Source organism: Pseudomonas sp. Z3-6 (assembly GCF_051131985.1).
GTDB classification, from domain to species: domain Bacteria; phylum Pseudomonadota; class Gammaproteobacteria; order Pseudomonadales; family Pseudomonadaceae; genus Aquipseudomonas; species Aquipseudomonas zanjanensis.
The window spans coordinates 401288-421164 of record NZ_CP071644.1 but is presented as its reverse complement, the minus strand read 5'-3'; the positions used below and the strand labels follow the sequence as shown (position 1 = coordinate 421164).

The 19877-nt window shown below is 61.0% G+C and carries 19 protein-coding genes; 8 read left to right on the top strand and 11 right to left on the bottom strand.

Annotated features, from left to right (window positions below):
- Positions 1–65: 65 nt before the first annotated feature.
- Both ssuE and J3P88_RS01860 read right to left on the bottom strand, forming a co-directional pair.
- Positions 66–659 (bottom strand): NADPH-dependent FMN reductase, encoded by a 594-nt coding sequence (ssuE, locus tag J3P88_RS01865; RefSeq protein WP_434573695.1) that lies wholly within the window; start codon positions 657–659, stop codon positions 66–68.
- A gap of 312 nt (positions 660–971) precedes the next feature.
- The gene (locus J3P88_RS01860; protein ID WP_024617266.1) at positions 972–1610 is read right to left on the bottom strand and encodes a peroxiredoxin; all 639 of its coding nucleotides are present in this window, start codon (positions 1608–1610) and stop codon (positions 972–974) included.
- 334 nt (positions 1611–1944) lie between these two features.
- Here J3P88_RS01860 and mntA point away from each other — a divergent pair, with 334 nt between their 5' ends.
- Positions 1945–2340, top strand: coding sequence for a type VII toxin-antitoxin system MntA family adenylyltransferase antitoxin (gene mntA / locus J3P88_RS01855; RefSeq protein ID WP_434573693.1), 396 nt, complete (start codon positions 1945–1947; stop codon positions 2338–2340).
- Positions 2330–2758, top strand: a complete 429-nt coding sequence (gene hepT, locus J3P88_RS01850; RefSeq protein ID WP_434573691.1) for a type VII toxin-antitoxin system HepT family RNase toxin — start codon at positions 2330–2332, stop codon at positions 2756–2758. The genes mntA and hepT overlap by 11 nt, the downstream gene beginning before the upstream one ends.
- A gap of 78 nt (positions 2759–2836) precedes the next feature.
- Here the strand turns inward: hepT and J3P88_RS01845 are convergent, their stop codons facing one another.
- From J3P88_RS01845 to argE, 3 genes are all read right to left on the bottom strand, one after another.
- A complete protein-coding gene (locus J3P88_RS01845) occupies positions 2837–4171 on the bottom strand; it encodes an OprD family porin (protein ID WP_434573689.1) in 1335 nt (444 codons plus the stop codon).
- 460 nt (positions 4172–4631) lie between these two features.
- Positions 4632–5930 (bottom strand): amino-acid N-acetyltransferase, encoded by a 1299-nt coding sequence (argA, locus tag J3P88_RS01840; protein ID WP_053126389.1) that lies wholly within the window; start codon positions 5928–5930, stop codon positions 4632–4634.
- Positions 5931–6067: 137 nt separating this feature from the next.
- Positions 6068–7225, bottom strand: a complete 1158-nt coding sequence (gene argE / locus J3P88_RS01835; RefSeq protein WP_434573687.1) for an acetylornithine deacetylase — start codon at positions 7223–7225, stop codon at positions 6068–6070.
- A gap of 147 nt (positions 7226–7372) precedes the next feature.
- Here argE and J3P88_RS01830 point away from each other — a divergent pair, with 147 nt between their 5' ends.
- The gene (locus J3P88_RS01830; RefSeq protein WP_434573685.1) at positions 7373–8740 is read left to right on the top strand and encodes an inorganic triphosphatase; all 1368 of its coding nucleotides are present in this window, start codon (positions 7373–7375) and stop codon (positions 8738–8740) included.
- Positions 8741–8892: 152 nt separating this feature from the next.
- Here J3P88_RS01830 and J3P88_RS01825 read toward each other — a convergent pair whose 3' ends face one another.
- Positions 8893–9363, bottom strand: a complete 471-nt coding sequence (locus tag J3P88_RS01825; protein ID WP_186707580.1) for an Lrp/AsnC family transcriptional regulator — start codon at positions 9361–9363, stop codon at positions 8893–8895.
- A 125-nt stretch (positions 9364–9488) separates the two neighbouring features.
- On the opposite strand from J3P88_RS01825, the gene J3P88_RS01820 reads away from it, so the two are divergent.
- From J3P88_RS01820 to J3P88_RS01800, 5 genes are all read left to right on the top strand, one after another.
- Positions 9489–9827 (top strand): hypothetical protein, encoded by a 339-nt coding sequence (locus J3P88_RS01820; RefSeq protein ID WP_434573683.1) that lies wholly within the window; start codon positions 9489–9491, stop codon positions 9825–9827.
- A 145-nt stretch (positions 9828–9972) separates the two neighbouring features.
- On the top strand, positions 9973–11757 hold the full coding sequence (locus J3P88_RS01815; RefSeq protein ID WP_186730173.1) for a GspE/PulE family protein: 1785 nt from the start codon (positions 9973–9975) through the stop codon (positions 11755–11757).
- Positions 11758–11955: 198 nt separating this feature from the next.
- Positions 11956–12876 carry an SPFH domain-containing protein gene (locus J3P88_RS01810; protein WP_186707583.1) on the top strand — a complete coding sequence of 307 codons (921 nt, stop codon included), beginning with the start codon at positions 11956–11958 and terminating at the stop codon, positions 12874–12876.
- 9 nt (positions 12877–12885) lie between these two features.
- Positions 12886–13335, top strand: a complete 450-nt coding sequence (locus J3P88_RS01805; RefSeq protein ID WP_186707584.1) for an NfeD family protein — start codon at positions 12886–12888, stop codon at positions 13333–13335.
- A 65-nt stretch (positions 13336–13400) separates the two neighbouring features.
- Positions 13401–13721 carry a DUF2388 domain-containing protein gene (locus J3P88_RS01800; protein WP_186707601.1) on the top strand — a complete coding sequence of 107 codons (321 nt, stop codon included), beginning with the start codon at positions 13401–13403 and terminating at the stop codon, positions 13719–13721.
- Positions 13722–13901: 180 nt separating this feature from the next.
- On the opposite strand, the gene gcvH is transcribed toward J3P88_RS01800, so the two are convergent.
- From gcvH to J3P88_RS01775, 5 genes are all read right to left on the bottom strand, one after another.
- Positions 13902–14285 (bottom strand): glycine cleavage system protein GcvH, encoded by a 384-nt coding sequence (gene gcvH / locus J3P88_RS01795; RefSeq protein WP_434573681.1) that lies wholly within the window; start codon positions 14283–14285, stop codon positions 13902–13904.
- Between the two features lie 52 nt (positions 14286–14337).
- Positions 14338–15420: a glycine cleavage system aminomethyltransferase GcvT gene (gcvT, locus tag J3P88_RS01790; RefSeq protein ID WP_434573679.1), complete on the bottom strand. Its 1083-nt coding sequence runs from the start codon at positions 15418–15420 to the stop codon at positions 14338–14340.
- Positions 15421–15575: 155 nt separating this feature from the next.
- Positions 15576–17192, bottom strand: a complete 1617-nt coding sequence (locus J3P88_RS01785) for an ABC transporter permease (protein WP_434573677.1) — start codon at positions 17190–17192, stop codon at positions 15576–15578.
- A gap of 170 nt (positions 17193–17362) precedes the next feature.
- Positions 17363–18367 carry an extracellular solute-binding protein gene (locus tag J3P88_RS01780; RefSeq protein WP_434573675.1) on the bottom strand — a complete coding sequence of 335 codons (1005 nt, stop codon included), beginning with the start codon at positions 18365–18367 and terminating at the stop codon, positions 17363–17365.
- Between the two features lie 240 nt (positions 18368–18607).
- Positions 18608–19825, bottom strand: coding sequence for a 2-octaprenyl-3-methyl-6-methoxy-1,4-benzoquinol hydroxylase (locus tag J3P88_RS01775; protein WP_186730176.1), 1218 nt, complete (start codon positions 19823–19825; stop codon positions 18608–18610).
- Between the last annotated feature and the right edge of the window lie 52 nt (positions 19826–19877).

Here is a 19877-nt window from a genome sequence, read left to right as displayed (position 1 = left end):
TTTTGGCTGCACCTGCTGGGCCGTTGGCGGCTGAGTAAGGTGAGTTGAATCAGGGGTGTTCGGGTTCAAATGCTCCAGCGAGCACTCAGCAAACGTTCGTTCAATACATGAGGGTCCAACGGCCGGGGCCGACGGGCCATGGCGCTGTAAAACTGTTCCAGCGCCTCGTCCAGACGCTGCTGCAGGGCCGGCGCCAATTGGGCCTGGGCGCTGCCTTCGCCATAAGCGATCTGGCTGTCTTCGGCAAAAATCCCATGGAGCATTTCCTGGGCCTTGAGCGCCGACAACACCGGTTTAAGGGCGTAATCCACCGCCAGCATATGGGCGATGCTGCCGCCGGTGGCCATGGGCAACACCACTTTGTGAGCCAGGGCCCGCTCAGGCAGCAGGTCCAGCACGGTCTTCAGCGCACCGGAAAAAGACGCCTTGTACACCGGCGTGGCGATCACCAGGCCGTCAGCATTTTCGATCTGCTGGAGCAGGTCGACGACCTTCGGGCTGTCGAAACGGGCATGGAGCAGATCTTCGGCCGGGAAATCGCGCACCTGATAGCTCACCACCTCCACACCTTGCTGTTGCAACCAACGTTGCGAGCGTTCCAGCAGCACCCCGGAGCGGGAGCGTTGGCTGGGACTGCCACCGAGTGAGACGACCAACATGCCTACCCTTCCTTAACTGTCACGTGCGATTCGCGGTGGGCGATCTCGCTGCATGGGCAAACCATAACAGGGGATTTATATATCTTTAAATCATATTTATTCATTTGGTTATGCGATTAAGGGATATGTGATTCACTTTCCTTGGCGCAATAAAAAAGGCCGTCGAAACGGCCAAAACCCTTGGTGCACAGAAGATCAAACTGTGGGAGCGAGCCTGCTCGCGATGGCGTCGGATCTGCCAGTGTCGATGTCGACTGGTACACCGCTATCGCGAGCAGGCTCGCTCCCACAGGTTCAGAGTCAGGTGTTGCGTCAACGGTTAGGCTGCGGTGTGAGGCGCAGGTAAGGCTTCACGGCACGATAGCCCTTGGGGAAACGCTGCTTGAGTTCTTCTTCATCCTTGAGCGACGGCACGATCACCACTTCATCGCCGTCCTGCCAGTTGGCCGGGGTGGCGACCTTGTAGTTGTCGGTCAATTGCAGGGAATCGATCACCCGCAGGATCTCGTTGAAATTGCGACCCGTGCTGGCGGGATAGGTAATGGTCAGGCGAATCTTCTTGTTCGGGTCGATCACGAACAATGAGCGCACGGTCAAGGTGTCGCTGGCGTTGGGGTGGATGAGGTCGTACAGATCAGAGACCTTGCGGTCGGCATCGGCCAGGATCGGAAAGTTGACCACGGCGTTCTGGGTCTCGTTGATGTCCTCGATCCACTTGTGGTGCGAGTCCACCGGGTCCACCGAGAGGGCAATGGCCTTGACCCCACGCTGGGCGAACTCGTCCTTGAGCTTGGCCGTGAGGCCCAATTCGGTGGTGCATACCGGCGTGAAATCCGCCGGGTGGGAAAACAGTACACCCCAGCTGTCACCGAGCCATTCGTGGAAGCGAATCTTGCCGGCGCTGGAATCCTGTTCGAAGTCGGGGGCGATGTCGCCGAGTCTGAGGCTCATGGTGCGGCTCCTGGATGAATTGTTGTGAGCCCAAACTTTGCACCGGTTTCGATTGCTTTAAAAAGAATGAATATCCATTTATCTAGATCATTAGTGAATATAAAAAACTGTTCACTGGCGCCATTTCGCATACCGGCACAAGATCGTCAGCGAGGTTCGAGAAGGCCTCGAGTTGCTGAAAAGAGGAGAAATTCGAGGAAGGCTACAGGGGTGGGCCCTACTCGAAAACGCAAAGCCCCGCCCGGCGTGTTGCCGGGCGGGGCTTTTTTTGTTTTGTACCTACACTACGGAAATTATTGACGCGATTTCAGGACGAGCGGCTAGGATAGGCAGCATGAACACTCAAGCCTTGCTGACTCATCTGCAAAACCACCTCCCTGGACTGCTGGCGGTTTACCTGTTCGGCAGCCATGCGCAGGGCACCGCCGGGCCTGACAGTGATGTCGATTTGGCTGTGCTTTTATCCGGCGAAGTCGATCCTGTGTCGTTATGGCAGCTTTCAGGTGATTTGGCGGATATCGCGGGCAGCCCCGTGGACCTGATCGATCTACGCGGGGCAACGACCGTCATGCAGTACCAAATCGTGACCCGAGGACAGAGGCTCTGGGCCAAAGATGTACAGGCTGGGTTGTTCGAGTGCTTTATTCTCAGCGAAAAAACCGCTCTCGATGAGGCTCGGGCAGGATTGCTCAAGGATATTCAGGAAGAAGGCAGCGTGTATGGCCGATGACGTACTGATCAATAAAGCAGCGAGTATCGAGCGTTGCGTCGCAAGGGTGCGGGAGGAATACGAGAAAGATCCCGCTACGTTTGCCACCGATTTCACTCGCCAGGATTCGGCAGTCCTGAACATCCAGCGTGCGTGTGAAGCGGCACTGGACATGGGACAGCATTTGATCCGACGTGAACGATTGGGTGTCCCGCAAAGTGCCCGCGATACATTCGAACTGCTTTTCCAAGGTGGCTGGGTGGAAGAAGGGCTGGTTAGAAACCTGAAGAACATGGTGGGTTTCAGGAACATCGCCGTGCATGACTACCAAGCCCTGCAGTTGCCGATCATGGTCGCGATCATTACCCAGCATCTGGGCGATTTCCTGGCGTTCAGCGCGTTCATACTGCGTAAGGACGCGGTGAACACCAAGGAATAAAGCAATCTCCGGTTCATTGAACCAAAAAAACAAAAGCCCCGCCCGGCGTATTGCCGGGCGGGGCTTTTTTACGCCTAATTACAGAATCGGCAGCGTGTAGCTCACGATCAGGCGGTTTTCGTCCTGGTTACGCTGGTTGGCCACTTCAGAGCGCAGCGAGGCGTTTCTCCACGCCAAGCCCAGGCCTTTGAACTTGCCATCCGGGACAACGTAACCGAGCGTGAAGTCACGTTCCCACTCGCTCTTATCACCGGTAGCAGTGGCAATGTTGTCGCCCTTCAGGTAGATGACCGAAGTCGTCAAGCCTGGCACGCCAACAGTTGCAAAGTCATAGGCGTACTGAGCCAGCCAGGTACGCTCGCCAGCACGCTGGAACTTGCCGATTTGAACGTCAGTGATCAGGTAGGCAGATGCACCGTCACCCTGGTTCAGGAATGGGAAGTCGCTGGTGCCATTCACACGCTGATAACCGGCGCTGAGCGCATGGCCTTGCAGGCTGTAAGTGAATTTTGCACTCCAGGTACGGTTGTCTACTTCACCACCATTGTTCTGGAAGCCAGAAGCGCGATACCCCGTCAGACGACCTTCCTGGCTGGCGTTCTTGCCATCGGAATCACTGTTGAAGTAACGCAGATCGGATTTCAGGCTACCCACTGGCAGCGCCAGGTTGTGGACCAGGCCCAGGAAATGTTGAGTGTAGAAATCTTCCAGGTTGCCGTAATAGTACTGAGCCGTCAGATCCTTGGTGATTTTGTAGTCACCGCCGGCATAGTAGAACTCATTGCTACGCTGGTTGCTGGTAGCAGTTGTGGTCGCGCCGTTAGAGCCAGCAATTGTCAGCGAATCGTTGTTGGTCGAGTTACGACCTTTCGCATGTTCCAACTTACCGCCAACCAAAGTCAGGTTATCGATATCGTTGGAGGTGATCTGACCACCTTCAAAAGTTTGTGGCAACAGGCGACCATCGTTGAAGGTCACTACAGGCAGCTTCGGCTGCAAGGTGCCCAGGCGCAGTTCCGTCTTGGAAACCTTGACCTTAGCGGTCAGACCCAGGCTGCCGAAATCATCTACCGCACGACCGTCGCTTTCGCTAGGGAAGACAGTGCCACCCTTATTGTTGGTTGCGTTGTAGGCCGTGCCTTTACCAGAGTCCAGCTTCACACCCACCAGACCGATAGCATCGACGCCGAAGCCGACGGTGCCTTGGGTGTAGCCGGAAGTGAAGTTAAAAATGAAACCCTGTCCCCATTCCTCCTGCTTGGAAGGATTGGCGGTGCCATCACGGTTATCCGTGTTGATGTAGAAGTTACGCAGACCCAAGGTAGCCTTGCTGTCCTCGATAAAACCGGCGGCGCCTGCCTGCTGCGCCAAAACCCCAACGGCCACAGCCAGGGCCAAGGTGGACTTGTTCATGCTTCGCTCCTCTCGTTTTCTAATTCTTGTGTGTCTTTGGTTCCGGATCGAACGCCCGGAATCCGCGGATGCGCGATTAGCGCCAGACCGTGACTGACAAGTCAATCGTAACCAATTGTGTCTACGACCATGGTCTAACCCCGCTACACGGCCCGCAGGATAATGGATTCTCTATAAATCCAAAAAGAATTGTTCTGCCAGTTTTCAGCTCTTTTCGACATATAGCTGCCATCAAAGCTTCATCAACCGTGGTCCGGCGTATCGGCCAGCCGGCGGATTACTGAATGGCTTTTTGTCGAGAAGCGCTCAGCGGGAAACCCCCGGCGTAGAGGGATCCCTTGATCCTTTCGCGCCGAGGCTGCTTGAGATGGGAGCTTGATGGCTATGCGTCAGGCGATTCATTGTCTGAAATCAAAAAGACGCCCCCTGCGACACTCCCACGCAGGGAGCGCGCCAGGGGTTACAGGGCTTTTTCGAAGATTTTCGAATTACGCTGATAGTTGTAGAGCGAGGCTCGCGCGGCCGGCAGACGGTCGACGCTGCTGGGCTCGAAACCACGTTCGCGGAACCAGTGGGCGGTACGGGTCGTGAGTACGAACAGCGTCTTGAGCCCTTGGGCGCGGGCGCGGGTTTCGATCCGCTCCAGCAGTTCGTCGCCTCGGCCACCGTGGCGGTACTCCGGGTTCACCGCCAGGCAGGCCAGTTCCCCGGCATCCGAATCGGCGATCTGGTACAGCGCCGCGCAGGCGATGATCATGCCTTCGCGCTCGACAACGCTGAACTGTTCGATCTCGCGCTCCAGCACTTCGCGGGAGCGACGCACCAGAATCCCCTGCTCTTCCAGCGGACTGATCAGGTCCAGCAGGCCGCCGACATCTTCAATGGCCGCTTCGCGCACCACTTCGAATTGTTCCTGGGCCACCAACGTACCGCTGCCATCGCGGGTGAACAATTCGGCCAGCAGCGCGCCGTCCTCGGCATAACTGACGATGTGGCTGCGCGCAACGCCACCACGACAGGCCTGGGCCGCCGCGTCCAGCAGTTCGGCCTGATAGTCGCTGCCCAGGCGTTGCATGTGGCCTGGGACCTGTTGCGGACGTAATTCCCGCACCAGCCGTCCGTCCTCGCCGATAAGCCCCTGTTCGGCACCGAACAGCAGCAGCTTGTCGGCCGCCAAGTCGATGGCCGCCCGGGTGGCGACGTCTTCACAGGCCAGGTTGAAGATTTCTCCGGTGGGCGAATAACCCAACGGCGACAGCAACACGATGGAGCGCTCGTCCAGCAGCCGGTTGATGCCCTTGCGATCGACCCGGCGCACTTCGCCGGTGTGGTGGTAATCCACGCCTTCGAGCACGCCGATCGGCCGGGCGGTGACCAGGTTGCCGCTGGCGACCCGCAGCCGCGAGCCCTGCATGGGCGAGGACGCCATGTCCATGGACAGGCGCGCCTCGATGGCGATGCGCAACTGGCCGACCGCGTCGATCACACACTCCAGGGTCGCCGCGTCGGTGATGCGCATGCCGTGGTGGTAGTGAGGCGTCAGGCCCCGCGCAGCGAGGCGAGTCTCGATCTGCGGGCGCGAACCATGGACCAGCACCAGGCGCACGCCGAGGCTGTGGAGCAGCACCAGGTCATGGACGATGTTGCCGAAATTAGGGTGTTCCACCCCGTCGCCGGGCAGCATGACGATGAAGGTGCAATCGCGGTGGGCGTTGATGTAGGGCGAAGCATGACGAAGCCAATTGACGTATTCGGGCATGAACCTGGACCTGTAATAAATAACAGCCAAAAAAAGACGAAACAGAACGCACAACGGGCTGGTGGTTATCGTCGGAACAGGCTTGGCGACACGCGCGCTCTCCTCATGTGATGAATACGGGCCCGCAAGGGCGCAATTTAATCGGCCGTGGCCGACGTCAGACAGTAATGGCCGATCAACTGCCGCAACAGCTCCACGGTAGGTTGCAAACGTGACATTTCAAGGTACTCGCCCGGTTGGTGGGCACAGGCGATATCGCCAGGACCGAGCACCAGGGTTTCACAGCCAAGGCGCTGAAGATAAGGCGCTTCGGTGCCGAACGCCACTGCTTCGGCACGATGGCCGGTCAGTCGTTCGGCCACGCGGACCAATTCGGCGTCCTCGGCCTGCTCGAACGGCGGCACTTCGGGGAACAGCGGCGCGTAGTCGATCTTGACTTGATGGCGCTCGGCGATGGGGTTGAGCTTCTGCTGGATCGCCGCCCGCAGCACTTGCGGGTCCATGCCTGGCAAAGGCCGCAGGTCAAATTCCATGGAACATTGGCCGCAGATCCGGTTGGGGTTGTCGCCGCCGTGGATGCAGCCGAAATTCAGGGTCGGTTGCGGCACGCTGAACTGCGGGTTACGGAATTCACGCTGCCATTGCAGGCGTAGGCCGCGCAATTCGCCCATGGCATCGTGCATGGCCTCCAACGCGCTGTGGCCCAGGCGCGGATCGGACGAATGGCCGCTACGCCCGAAAATGTCGATGCGCTCCATCATGATGCCTTTGTGCATCCGTATTGGCTTGAGGCCGGTCGGCTCACCGATCACCGCTGCCCGCCCCAAGGGCCGGCCGGCATCGGCCAGGGCCCGGGCGCCGGACATGGAGCTTTCTTCATCACAGGTGGCGAGGATCAGCAGCGGTTGCTTGAACGGTTGGTCCAGCAGCGGCTTGACCGCTTCGATGGCCAGGGCGAAAAAACCCTTCATGTCACAACTGCCCAGGCCGACCCACCGGCCATCGACCTCAGTGAGCTTCAACGGATCGGTCTGCCACAAGGCGCCGTCGAACGGCACCGTGTCACTGTGGCCGGCCAGCACTAGGCCGCCGGGACCGCTGCCGAAACTGGCCAGCAGATTGAATTTGCCAGGGCTGACCTGCTGGATATCGCAGGAGAACCCCAGCTCAGTGAGCCAGCCGGCCAACAGCTCGATGACGGCGCTGTTGGACTGGTCGAGCCCAGGCTGGGTACAGCTGACCGAAGGCGTGGCGATCAGGGCAGCGAATTGATCTTTCATGGACGGCAAAGGCATCGCTGGCTCCGGGCATACAGATTGGCGTTCATCATAGAACCATCTGGACCCAGGAATAAACCTAGGGCGAGTCAGTCCTGTACACTGCACGGCCTTGGCAGCCACACCTTCCCCCGGCTGCGCACCCGATCCCTGGATTTTCCGGCCATGCAGAAAGAAACCGAAATCAAACTCCGCGTCAGCCGCGAGACCCTGGCAGCCTTGCGCGAGCATCCGCTGCTGAAAAAACGCAACAAGAGTGGCTGGGAACGCCACGAATTGATGAACCAGTATTTCGACACGCCAGAGCGTGACCTGGCCCGGGCCAAGGTCGCCCTGCGCCTGCGTCGCGACGGCGAAGAGGTGATCCAGACCCTCAAGACCCGCGGCCAGAGCGTCGCCGGCCTGTCCGAGCGCAACGAATACGACTGGCACCTGCCCAAGGCCAAGCTCGACCTGAAGAAGCTCGACGGCGAATGCTGGCCCGAGGCCTTGGCCGAACTGGACAAGAAAACCCTCAAGGCCATCTTCACCACCGATTTCGTTCGCGAACGCGCTGAAATCGCTTGGGGCCGTGGCAAAAGCAAAGTGGTCATCGAAGCCGCCCTGGACCTGGGCCACGTGGTGGTCGGCAAGCAGAAGGAAGAAATCTGCGAACTGGAGCTGGAACTGCGCGAAGGCGAACCCGCCGCCCTGCTGGAACTGGCCGCCGAGCTGGCCATGACCCTGCCCCTGATGCCCTGCGACATCAGCAAGGCCGAGCGTGGCTATCGCCTGCATGACGCGGGCAGCTACGCCTTGAGCCTGCCAGCCCCGCAACTGACTGCCGAAACGCCGCTGGACGATGCCTTCGCCGCGCTGAGCTGGCATTTGCTCGGCAGCAGCCAGCGCCTGGCCGAGCAATACCGGTTCAACGGCCATTGGCGCCTGCTGCAGGACTGGGTGGAAAGCCTAGCCGAACTGCGCGCCCTGCTCAGCAGCCTCGGCCAGGCCGCGCCGCGCCAATCGACCCACGACTTGCGCCTGGCCCTGGACGCGTTGCTGGAAGACTGGCGCCCGCTGGTCCAGGCCGGCCTGGACGACGAAGACGTGCGCAAGGCCGCGCCGGAACAGTTCCTCGAAGAGCTGCAAGACCCGCGTTGGGGCCTGTTTTCCCTCAACACGTCACGCTGGCTGCTGGCCCGCAGCTGGGCCGCCGAGCGCAACACCCGCGGCAATCGCCAGGGCGCGGCGCAACTGGGCAGCTGGTTGCCACGCCTGTTGGGCGAAGAGTCCTCGTCCCTGCAATTGCAACGTTATCAACAGCAACCGGAAGACCTGGCCGAACAACTGCCGCGCATCGAACGCATCCAGGCCTGGCTGCACCATGCCCGCCAGGTGCTGGAGATCCCGGAAATGGATCGGCTCTACGGTGAGCTGAACAAGCTGGCACAACTGGCCAACCAACCGATCACCGACGAAACGCTGGATGCGCGCAAGCAACAGGCGATTGCGGTGTATCAGAATCGGGCTTGGAAGACGTTGTTGCGCCTGTAACCGAAAGATCTTCTGCGTCTGGAGTACCGCTTTCGCGAGCAAGCCCGCTCCCACACTGGATCTTCAGCGAACACAACATGTGTGTACGGCGGAGGACCATTGTGGGAGCGGGCTTGCTCGCGAAGGGGCCGGCACATTCACCTCAGATCCAACTAGCGCACCACCGGCAAACTCGTCGTCGACTTGATCTCCGACAGCGCCACGATCGAATTCACCTCCTGGATCCCCGGCACCATCGACAGCTTTTCGAAAAAGAATCGCTCATACGCCTCGATGTCCGCCGTGACGATGCGCAGCAGAAAATCCACCGAACCCATCAGCACGTAGCACTCCAACACTTCGGGAAAGCCGCGGATCGCCTCGGTGAATTCGGTGAAGTTCGAACGGCCATGGGCGTTGAGTTTCACTTCGGCGAAGATCTGCGTGTTGAGGCCGATTTTCTTGCGGTCCAGCAGGGTCACCTGGGCGCGGATGATGCCCTCCTCCTTCATCCGCTGGATCCGCCGCCAGCACGGCGATTGAGACAAACCCACTTGCTCGGCGATCTGCGCGCTGGACAGCGAGGCATCCTCTTGCAGCAGGGCCAGTATCCTGCGGTCATAGCTATCCAGCTCGCTTTGCATAGACAAACCCAAAATGAATGATCTGGAGACTCAAGCGATTCGAAACATCGCCGAAAGTACTCATCTTAGATAAGAAATACCCGGCGACGCATGTAAATATTTCTCCGCCGCCAAGGAGATCGCACATGCCCCCACTCGAAGCCGTTGCCACCACCCCGACCCGCGCCGATGTCTGGCACGCCGCCAATGCCCATTGCCGCGTGCACTATCAGATGCTGGCAGAGGCCGAGCCGGACCTGCTCTGCCGGGCATTGAACCTGTTTGCCTTGCAGGGCCTGACCCCACAGCAGGTTCGCGTCGAGCGCCTCGACGATCTGCTATCGCTGGACATCCTCATGGACGGCCTGAGTTGGCACCGTGCCCAGGTCATCGCAGAAAAATTACGTAACCTGATCGGCATGTGCTCGGTGGACCTGCAAGACGCTGATATTGCGCGAGTTGAGCCGACCCAAGCGGCCGGTTGAGCCCCCCACGGGCAAGAATTGGTAACGCATTGGTCGGGTAGTGGCCCAACGGACCACCGGGTCGGGACTATTCTTTTGCAGACCGAGCGAGGACGCCGAGGCGTCTGTATCGCGGCTTTGCTGCAATTGTCCAATAGGAACCCGCATGTCCACCAAACACGCCACTCAGGACCGCTGGCTGGACCTCAATGATCTGCTGCGCCAACTGGTCACCCAGGGCTTCATCAGCCAGGATTCGGCCGAAACCGCGCTCAACGCCCGCCGGCGCCACAGCGCCAACAGCCAGCTGCATCCGCTGGAGTTCATTGCCAACCAGCACCTGGACGACCTCAGTCGGCCCGGCAAGCGCCTGGACCTTGAGAACCTGACCCTGTGGTTGTCCCAGCAGGCCGGCCAGCCCTACATGCGCATCGACCCGCTGAAAATCAACGTGGCGGCCGTAACGCCCTTGATGTCGTATGCCTTTGCCCAGCGCCACAAGATCCTCGCGGTGGCGGTCGATCGTGACGCCGTCACCGTCGCCAGCGCACAACCCTACGTCAACAGCTGGGAAGCCGACCTGACCCATGTGCTCAAGTTGCCGATCAAGCGGGTGGTCGCCAATCCGGTGGATATCCAGCGCCTGAGCGTGGAGTTCTATCGCCTGGCCAAATCGGTCAGCGGCGCCACCACGGTCGATCAGCAACCGAGCAACCTGAGTAATTTCGAACAGTTGCTCAACCTCGGCGCCAGCGACCAGGAACCGGACGCCAACGACGCCCACATCGTCAACATCGTCGACTGGCTGTTCCAGTACGCCTTCCAACAGCGGGCCAGCGATATCCACATCGAACCGCGCCGCGAGCAGGGCACGGTGCGGTTTCGCATCGACGGGGTGCTGCACACCGTCTACCAATTCCCGCCGCAGGTCACGATGGCGATCGTCAGCCGCCTCAAGAGCCTGGGGCGGATGAACGTCGCGGAAAAACGCAAACCCCAGGATGGCCGGGTCAAGACCAAGACCCCGGACGGCGGCGAAGTGGAGTTGCGCCTGTCGACCTTGCCCACGGCGTTCGGCGAAAAAATGGTCATGCGTATCTTCGACCCGGAAGTGCTGCTCAAGGATTTCGACCAGCTCGGTTTCTCCGCCGACGACCTGCGCCGCTGGCAGGACATGACCCGCCAGCCCAACGGCATCATCCTGGTGACCGGGCCGACCGGTTCCGGCAAGACCACCACCCTCTACACCACACTCAAGAAGCTGGCGACGCCGGAAGTGAACCTCTGCACCATCGAGGACCCGATCGAAATGGTCGAGGCGTCCTTCAACCAGATGCAGGTCCAGCACAACATCGACCTGAGCTTCGCCGCCGGGGTGCGGGCCCTCATGCGACAAGACCCGGACATCATCATGATCGGTGAGATCCGAGACCTGGAAACCGCTGAAATGGCGATCCAGGCAGCGCTCACCGGTCACTTGGTCCTGTCGACGCTGCACACCAACGACGCACCGAGCGCCATCAGTCGCCTGCTGGAGCTGGGCGTGCCCCATTATTTGATCAAGGCCACCGTCCTCGGGGTCATGGCCCAGCGGTTGGTGCGCACCCTGTGCCCACAATGCAAGGCGCCACTGACCCTGAACGAAGACGACTGGCAGACCCTGACCCGGCCCTGGCAGGCACCGCTGCCGAGCAATGCCCAGCAGGCCGTCGGTTGCCTGGAATGCCGCGACACCGGTTACCGCGGCCGCGCCGGCGTCTATGAAATCATGCAACTGACCGACAGCGTCAAGGCCTTGATCCACCCCGACACCGACCTGCTGGCGGTGCGCCGCCAGGCCTTCAAGGAAGGCATGCGCAGCCTGCGGCTGTCAGGGGCACAAAAGGTCGCGGCAGGCTTGACCACGGTCGAGGAAGTGTTGCGGGTTACGCCTCAGAGCGAGCAGAAGTAATAGCGGCAGCACCTGTGGCGAGAGGGTTTTGACCTCACCGTGGGAGCAAGGCTTGCCCGCGATGAAGATGACGCGGTCTCCCTGGGAAGCGAGGCGCCTGCATCGCGAGCAAGCTTTGCTGCCACAGAGTGAGGATAATGGCCGCTTGCCCTACACTCAGGGCTCACAGGTCCATCTCAATTCGCACAGGGAACCGTCATGCAGATCGGTAGCGTACTTTTACTTTTCATCGGCCTGGTGGTCGTCATTCTCTTCATGGGCTTCAAGGTCGTACCCCAGGGCTACCAATGGACGGTCGAGCGGTTCGGCCGCTACACCAATACGCTCAAGCCCGGCCTGAACATCATCATCCCGGTGATGGATCGCATCGGGCGCAAGATCAACGTCATGGAAAGCGTGCTGGACATCCCGCCCCAGGAAGTCATCACCGCCGACAACGCCACGGTACAGATCGACGCCGTGTGCTTCTTCCAGGTGGTCAATACGGCCCAGGCAGCCTACGAAGTCAACAACCTCGAACACGCCATCCGCAACCTGTTGCAAACCAATATCCGCACCGTGCTGGGGTCCATGGAGCTGGATGCGATGCTGAGCCAGCGCGACGGCATCAACGAAAAACTGCTGCGCACCGTCGATGAAGCCACGGCGCCGTGGGGCATCAAGATCACCCGGATCGAGATCAAGGACATCAGCCCGCCGGCCGACCTGATGGCCGCCATGTCGGGGCAAATGAAAGCCGAACGGATCAAGCGTGCCCAGATCCTCGAAGCCGAGGGCCTGCGCGCGTCGGCGATTCTCACCGCCGAAGGCAAGAAGCAGGCGCAGATCCTCGAGGCCGAGGGCAGCCGCCAGGCCGCGTTCCTGGAGTCCGAGGCCCGCGAGCGCCAGGCGCAAGCCGAAGCACTGGCCACCCAGGTCGTGTCCCAGGCCATTGCCGACGGTAACGTCCAGGCCGTGAACTACTTCGTCGCGCAGAAATACATCGATGCGCTGGGCAAACTGGCGTCGGCCAACAACAGCAAGGTGATCCTGATGCCGCTGGAAGCCAGCCAGGTCATCGGTGCGGTCGGTGGCATCGGCGAGATCGTCAAGGCCACCTTCGACAGCAAGAAAGCCTGAGGCGCGCGTATGTGGGAGTTCCTGCAACACATGTCGTACTGGGACTGGCTGGCGCTGGGCGTGATCCTGCTGATCCTCGAAGTCTTCGGCGCCGGTGGCTACTTGCTGTGGATCGGCATGGCCGCCGCGGCAGTCGGCGTACTCACGTTCATCCTGCCGCAGATGCCGTGGGAGCTGCAGTTCCTGTTGTTCGGCCTGTTTGCCATCGCCACGGCACTGTACTGGTGGCAACGCCAGCGCAGCGCGGTGCGCCAAAGCGATCAGCCGCTCCTGAACCTGCGCGGACAGGAACTGATCGGCAAGGTCTTCCTGGTGCATGAAGCGATCGTCGAGGGCCGCGGCAAGATCAAGGTGGCCGACAGCGTCTGGCTGGCCAAGGGGCCCGAGTCGCCCATTGGTACGCGAGTCAAGGTGGTGGCCCAGGAAGGCGCGGTATTGCAAGTGGAGCGGGCTGACTGACAAGTCATGGAACTGAATCGAGACGCAGGTAATCCAACGTCATAGTTAACCCAGTGGAGTCACCTATCATGCGTCTCAAACTTGCTGTCGCTACCCTAGCCTTGCTGTCTCTTCCTGTTGGCTCGGCAATGGCCGACACGTTTTGGCGTAACGTCATCTCATCCGGTGCGACCACCGGTTCCACCTACCTGACCTTCAAGGATAACAAGCTGATCGTCGCCGCCCAGGACGATGCCGGCAGCTTCGTCGCCAGTGATGGCGGTATCCGCGGCCCTTACCTGGAGGCAGCGATGCAGAAAGTGCGTGCCGACAACCCAGGCCTGCAAGCCACCGACATGGAACTGGCCAACGCGATCCTGGCGAAAAACGCCGTCGCCCAGGAGTGATTCCCGGCCCATGAAAAATGCCGCTCGATTGAGCGGCATTTTTTTGCTCCGTGAACATCCCGAAGCTATCCCCAGTACCCTGTGGGAGCGGGCTTGCTCGCGAAAGCGGTGTATCAGTCAACACTACTGAACCTGACACACCGCTTTCGCGAGCAAGCCCGCTCCCACATTAGATCCGGGTTATTCGCCGATTGCGGCCTTGTAGCCTGCCGCATCGAGCAACTTATCCAGCATAGCCTTGTCGCTTGGCTTGAGCTTGAAGATCCAGGCGCCGTACGGATCGGAGTTCAGCAACTCCGGCGAACCGCCCAACTCTTCGTTGATCGCGACCACTTCGCCGGCAACCGGGGCGTAGATGTCGGAAGCGGCCTTGACCGACTCAACCACACCGGCCTGGTCACCCGCGGCAAAGACCTTACCGATTTCCGTCAGCTCGACAAACACCACATCGCCCAAGGCTTCCTGCGCATGGTCGCTGATGCCCACGGTGACGGTGCCGTCAGCTTCCAGACGGGCCCACTCATGGCTTTCGGCAAACCGCAGGTCGGCAGGGATATCACTCATATTCTGTGTCCTCAAGAGAAAGTGTCAGCGGCCAGCGGCCCGCCGCAAAAGGTTAGATCAGGGTTTTGCCATGGCGGACGAAGGTCGGTTTGACCACCCGTACCGGGTACCACTTACCACGAATTTCCACCTCGGCCCGGTCGGCGGTTTCCATCGGAACACGTGCCAGGGCAATCGACTTGCTAAGCGTAGGAGAAAAACTACCACTGGTGATCTCTCCTTCGCCAACATTGGCGATGCGAACCACTTGATGGGCGCGTAAAACGCCCCGCTCTTCCAGCACCAGCCCGACCAGTTTGTGCTGCACACCGCTGGCAAGCTCGGCCTCTAGCGCACTGCGCCCGATGAACGGACGGCTCGCCGGTTCCCAGGCGATGCTCCAGGCCATGTTCGAGGCCAGGGGCGAAACGTCCTGACCGATGTCCTGGCCGTAGAGGTTCATGCCGGCTTCCAGGCGCAAGGTATCGCGGGCGCCGAGGCCGATGGGCGAAATGCCGGCCCCTACGAGGTCGTTGAAGAAACTCGGGGCCTCTTGGGCGGGCAGCACAATCTCCAGGCCATCTTCGCCGGTGTAGCCGGTCCGGGCGATGAACCATTCGCCGTCGGCGCGGCCTTCGAAAGGCTTGAGTTGCTGGATGATTTGCCCACGCGGTTGCGTGACCAACTCGGCAATCTTTTGCCGGGCGTGGGGGCCCTGGATCGCCAGCATCGCCAGCTCGGGGCGCTCATGTAACTGCACGTCGTAGTCACCGAGCTGCGCCTGCATCCAGGCCAGGTCCTGATCGCGAGTCGAGGCGTTGAAGACCAGCCGATAGCCGTCCTCGACACGGTAGATAATCATGTCGTCGACAATGCCGCCGCGCTCATTGAGCATCGCGCTGTACAAGGCACTGCCTGAGCCCTGCAAACGGTCGACGTCATTGGCCAGCAAGCGCTGCAGCCAGACCTTGGCCTGGGGGCCGGCGACATCGATCACGGTCATGTGGGATACATCGAACACACCGCAGTCGCGACGCACCTGATGGTGCTCTTCGACTTGCGAGCCGTAGTGCAAAGGCATATCCCAACCGCCAAAATCGACCATCTTCGCGCCGAGGGCGAGATGAAGGTCATACAGAGGCGTACGCTGTCCCATGGGTTTCTCCTTCCGGGCTTGGCGAAGGTGCGGACGGACACTGCGTAGCGCGAACGCCTGAAAAAAGGAGTTTTCTGACGCTCTCAGTTGCCCGGTCCGACAGACGGACCGCACCGAATGCCGCGCATTGTAGCCGCATGAAGTAGGACTGACACCTAGCTGTTTCGATGGGCCGAACGTCGTATCAATCCGATGACCGGCAACAACCCCACCAAGACCAACGTCAGCGCCGGCAACGCGGCCCGGGCCCACTCCCCTTCGCTGGTCATCTCGAAGATCCGCACCGCCAGCGTGTCCCAGCCGAACGGGCGCATCAGCAGCGTCGCGGGCATTTCCTTGAGCACATCGACGAACACCAGCAACGCCGCGCTCAATGTCCCGGGCAACAACAACGGCAGATACACTTTGAAAAACAGTCGTGGCCCACTGACCCCAAGGCTGCGTGCCGCTTCGGGCAAGGACGGACGAATTCGCGCCAGGCTGCTCTCCAACGGACCGTAGGCCACGGCCAGGAAGCGCACCAGATACGCCAACAACAGCGCCGACAGGCTGCCCAGCAGCAACGGCTTGCCTGCGCCGCCGAGCCAGGTCGACAGCGGAATGACCAGCTCACGGTCCAGGTAGCTGAACGCGAGCATGATCGACACCGCCAACACAGAACCGGGCAAGGCATATCCCAGGTTCGCCAGGCCGACGCCGGCACGAATCGGGCGGGTCGGCGCCAACCGCCGGGCGAACGCCAGCAGCAAGGCCACGCAGACGGTGACCAACGCGGCCAGGCCGCCCAAGTAGAGGGTGTGGACGATCAGCCCGGCATAACGCTCATCCAGGTCGAAACGGCCGCGTTGCCAGAACCACACCACCAATTGCAGCACCGGGATGACAAACGCGCAGGCAAACACCAGGAAGCACCAGCCACTGGCCGCCACGGCCTTGAAGCCGCGCAACGTGTACAACGCCTTGACCCGGGGCCGCTCGTTGCTGGCTCGGTTGGCGCCGCGGGCCCGGCGTTCGCCGTAGAGCACCAGCATCACCGCCAACAACAGCAGGCTGGCCAATTGGGCTGCGCTGGATAGGCTGAAGAATCCGTACCAGGTCTTGTAGATGGCGGTGGTGAAGGTGTCGAAGTTGAACACTGACACCGCACCGAAATCCGCCAGGGTTTCCATCAGCGCCAGCGCCACGCCTGCACCGATGGCCGGCCGGGCCATCGGCAGCGCCACGCGCCAGAACGCCTGCCACGGCGATTGCCCCAGCACCCGGGCAGCCTCCATCAGGCCCTTGCCCTGGGCCAGGAAGGCGCTGCGTGCCAGCAGATAGACGTAAGGGTAAAAGACCAGCACCAGCACCAGGATTACCCCGCCGGTGGAACGAACCCGAGGCAGGCGCAGGCCGCTGCCGAACCACTCTCGCATCAGCGTCTGCACAGGGCCGGCAAAATCCAGCAGACCCACGAAGACAAACGCCAGCACATAAGCCGGAATCGCAAACGGCAGCATCAACGCCCAGTCGAGCCAGCGTCGCCCCGGGAACTCACACAGGCTGGTGAGCCAAGCGAGACTGACCCCCAACAGCGTCACACCGATCCCCACGCCAAGGATCAACGTGAGGGTGTTGCCTAGCAGGCGTGGCATTTGCGTGTCCCACAGGTGGGACCAGATCTGTTGGTCGATGCTCTGCCAGGACAGCAGCAAGACGCTCAAGGGCAACAGGACCAACGCGGCGATGGCGAAGACCAGGGGGTACCAACGGCGTTGGGCGGGGTGGGCCAAGGAAAACTCTCGTTAAATGGTCACGTGGCGAGGGAGCTTGCTCCCGCTGGGCTACGAAGTAGCCCCCAAAGTTCCGGGCCATGGCCCGCAGATACTCTGGGAGGGCTTCGCCCTCCAGCGGGAGCAAGCTCCCTCGCCACCTGTTTTCAATGAACTGAACAGGACGGGTCTCAGTTCCAGCCAGCGCGATCCATCATGCGAATGGCTTCGGCCTGGCGTTTACCCGCGACTTCCACCGGCAGGGTGTCGGCCTTGAACTTGCCCCAGGCTGCCACTTCCTTGGACGGTTCGACTTTCGGGTTGGCCGGGAATTCCTGGTTCACGTCGGCGAAAATGCTCTGTGCTTCTGGCGTGGTCATCCACTCCACCAGCTTCTTCGCGGCTTCCGGATGCGGTGCATGCTGGGTCAAGCCAATGCCGGAGAGGTTGATGTGCACGCCACGATCAGCCTGGTTCGGCCAGAACAGCTTGACCTTCAGGTCCGGCTTCTGCTGGTGCAAGCGGCCATAGTAGTAGGTGTTGACGATGCCGACATCGCATTGGCCAGCGTTGATCGCTTCAAGCAACGCAGTGTCGTCGGAGAACACGTCAGTGGACAGGTTCTTGACCCAGCCCTTGAGAATTTCCTCGGTTTTTTCCGCCCCGTGGGTTTCGATCAGGGTGGCAGTCAGGGACTGGTTGTAGACCTTCTTCGAGGTCCGCAGGCACAGACGGCCTTCCCACTCTTTGCCAGCCAACGCTTCATAGGTGATCAATTCGCTGGGTTTAACCCGCTCGGTGGAATAGACGATGGTCCGCGCCCGCAGGCTCAAGCCGGTCCAGGCGTGGGAGGACGCGCGGTATTGAGACGGGATGTTGGCGTCGATCACCGGGGAGGTAAACGGCTGGAGAATGCCCATCTGCTCGGCTTGCCAAAGGTTACCGGCATCGACGGTGAGCAGCAGGTCGGCGGTGGCGTTTGCGCCTTCGGCCTTGATCCGCTGCATCAACGGCGCTTCCTTGTCAGTGATGAACTTCACCGACACGCCGGTTTTCTTGGTGTAGGCGTCGAAGACCGGCTTGATCAGTTCATCGATGCGCGAGGAGTAGACCACCACCTCATCGGCGGCCTGGGCGGCAGTGGTGCCGATCAGGGTCAAGGCGAGGGCGGACAGCAGGCGTTTGGTTGCCAACATGGTAGCGGTCTCTGGATGGTGAGCGAAGCGCAAATGATAAGGACTCACATTTGTCATCACAATCGAACAGTAGGCGGACACATTTCCAAATGTTGCAGCCTTGAGCTGTGCAGTGTTTTGCGACAGCCATCGCGGGCGAGCCTTGCTCCCACAACAGCTCCCACATCGGACATCCGGGGGAAGCAAAAGCTTGTGGGAGCAAGGCTTGCCCGCGATAGGGCCATAAGCCCAACCCACCTCTCAAGCCTTGGCCAGATCCGGCAAATCTCCAATCAACCCCAGCGCCTCGCGCACGAACAGCGCCTTGGCCTCAGGCAAGCGGTCTACCAGTTTCAACCCGGTGTTACGCAACCAGCGCACCGGCAGCGGATCGGCCTGGAACAACCGCTCGAAGCCCTCCATCGCGGCCATCAGCGCCAGGTTGTGGGGCATGCGGCGCCGCTCGTAGCGGCTCAACACCTTCACGTCCGCCAAGCGCTCGCCGCGTGCGGCCGCTTGCAACAGCACTTCGGCCAGCACGGCGGCGTCGAGGAAGCCCAGGTTCACCCCCTGCCCAGCCAACGGATGGATGGTGTGGGCCGCGTCGCCGATCAGCGCCAGCCCTTCGGCCACGTAGCGTTTGGCATGGCGCTGGCGCAGCGGCACGCACAGGCGCGGGTCGGCGCTCAGTACCGGACCGAGCTGGCCTTCGAAGGCGCGTTCCAGCTCGTTGCAGAATCGAGTGTCATCGAGCGCCATCAAACGCTGCGCTTCTTCGGGGGTCGTGGACCAGACAATCGAGCACCAGTCATGCTGGCCGTCACGCTCAAGGGGCAGGAACGCCAGCGGACCGTTATCGGTGAAGCGCTGCCATGCCGTCATTCGATGCGGCCGGGTGCTGCGCACGCTGGTGACGATGGCATGGTGCAGGTAATCCCATTCGCGTGTTGCCACGCCGGTCAGGCGGCGCACAGCCGAATTCGCGCCGTCGGCGGCAATGACCAGGGGCGCGCGCAGGGTGCGGCCATCGGCCAGGGTCAGCAACCAATCATCGCCGGAGCGACGCATCTGTTCCAGCCGGGCATTGGCCAGCAGGCCCAGGTCGCAATCATGCAACCGATCCAGCAGCGCGTCCTGCACCACGCGATTTTCAACGATGTGCCCAAGCGTCTCGGCGTGCAGGCTGGCGGCGGAAAAATGAATCTGCCCGGTGCCGCTGCCGTCCCAGACGTGCATGTCGGTATAAGGGCTGGCACGCCGGGTGGTGATGCCGTCCCAGACGCCCAGGCGGTCGAGGATTCGCTGGCTGGCCGTCGACAAGGCGCTGACCCGGGGCTCGAACGCGGCCTGGGGATCGAAGGGCTTGACGCTCATCGGGCTGCCGTCGAGCAACAGCACTTGCAGGCCACTGCCCTGCAACGCCAGCGCCAGGGCGCTGCCGACCATACCGGCGCCGACAATCAGCAGATCTGCACGCAATTCCATGCTCTATGCCTGTTTTGCTGGCGACGTCAGTCGCCCATGAAAAGAA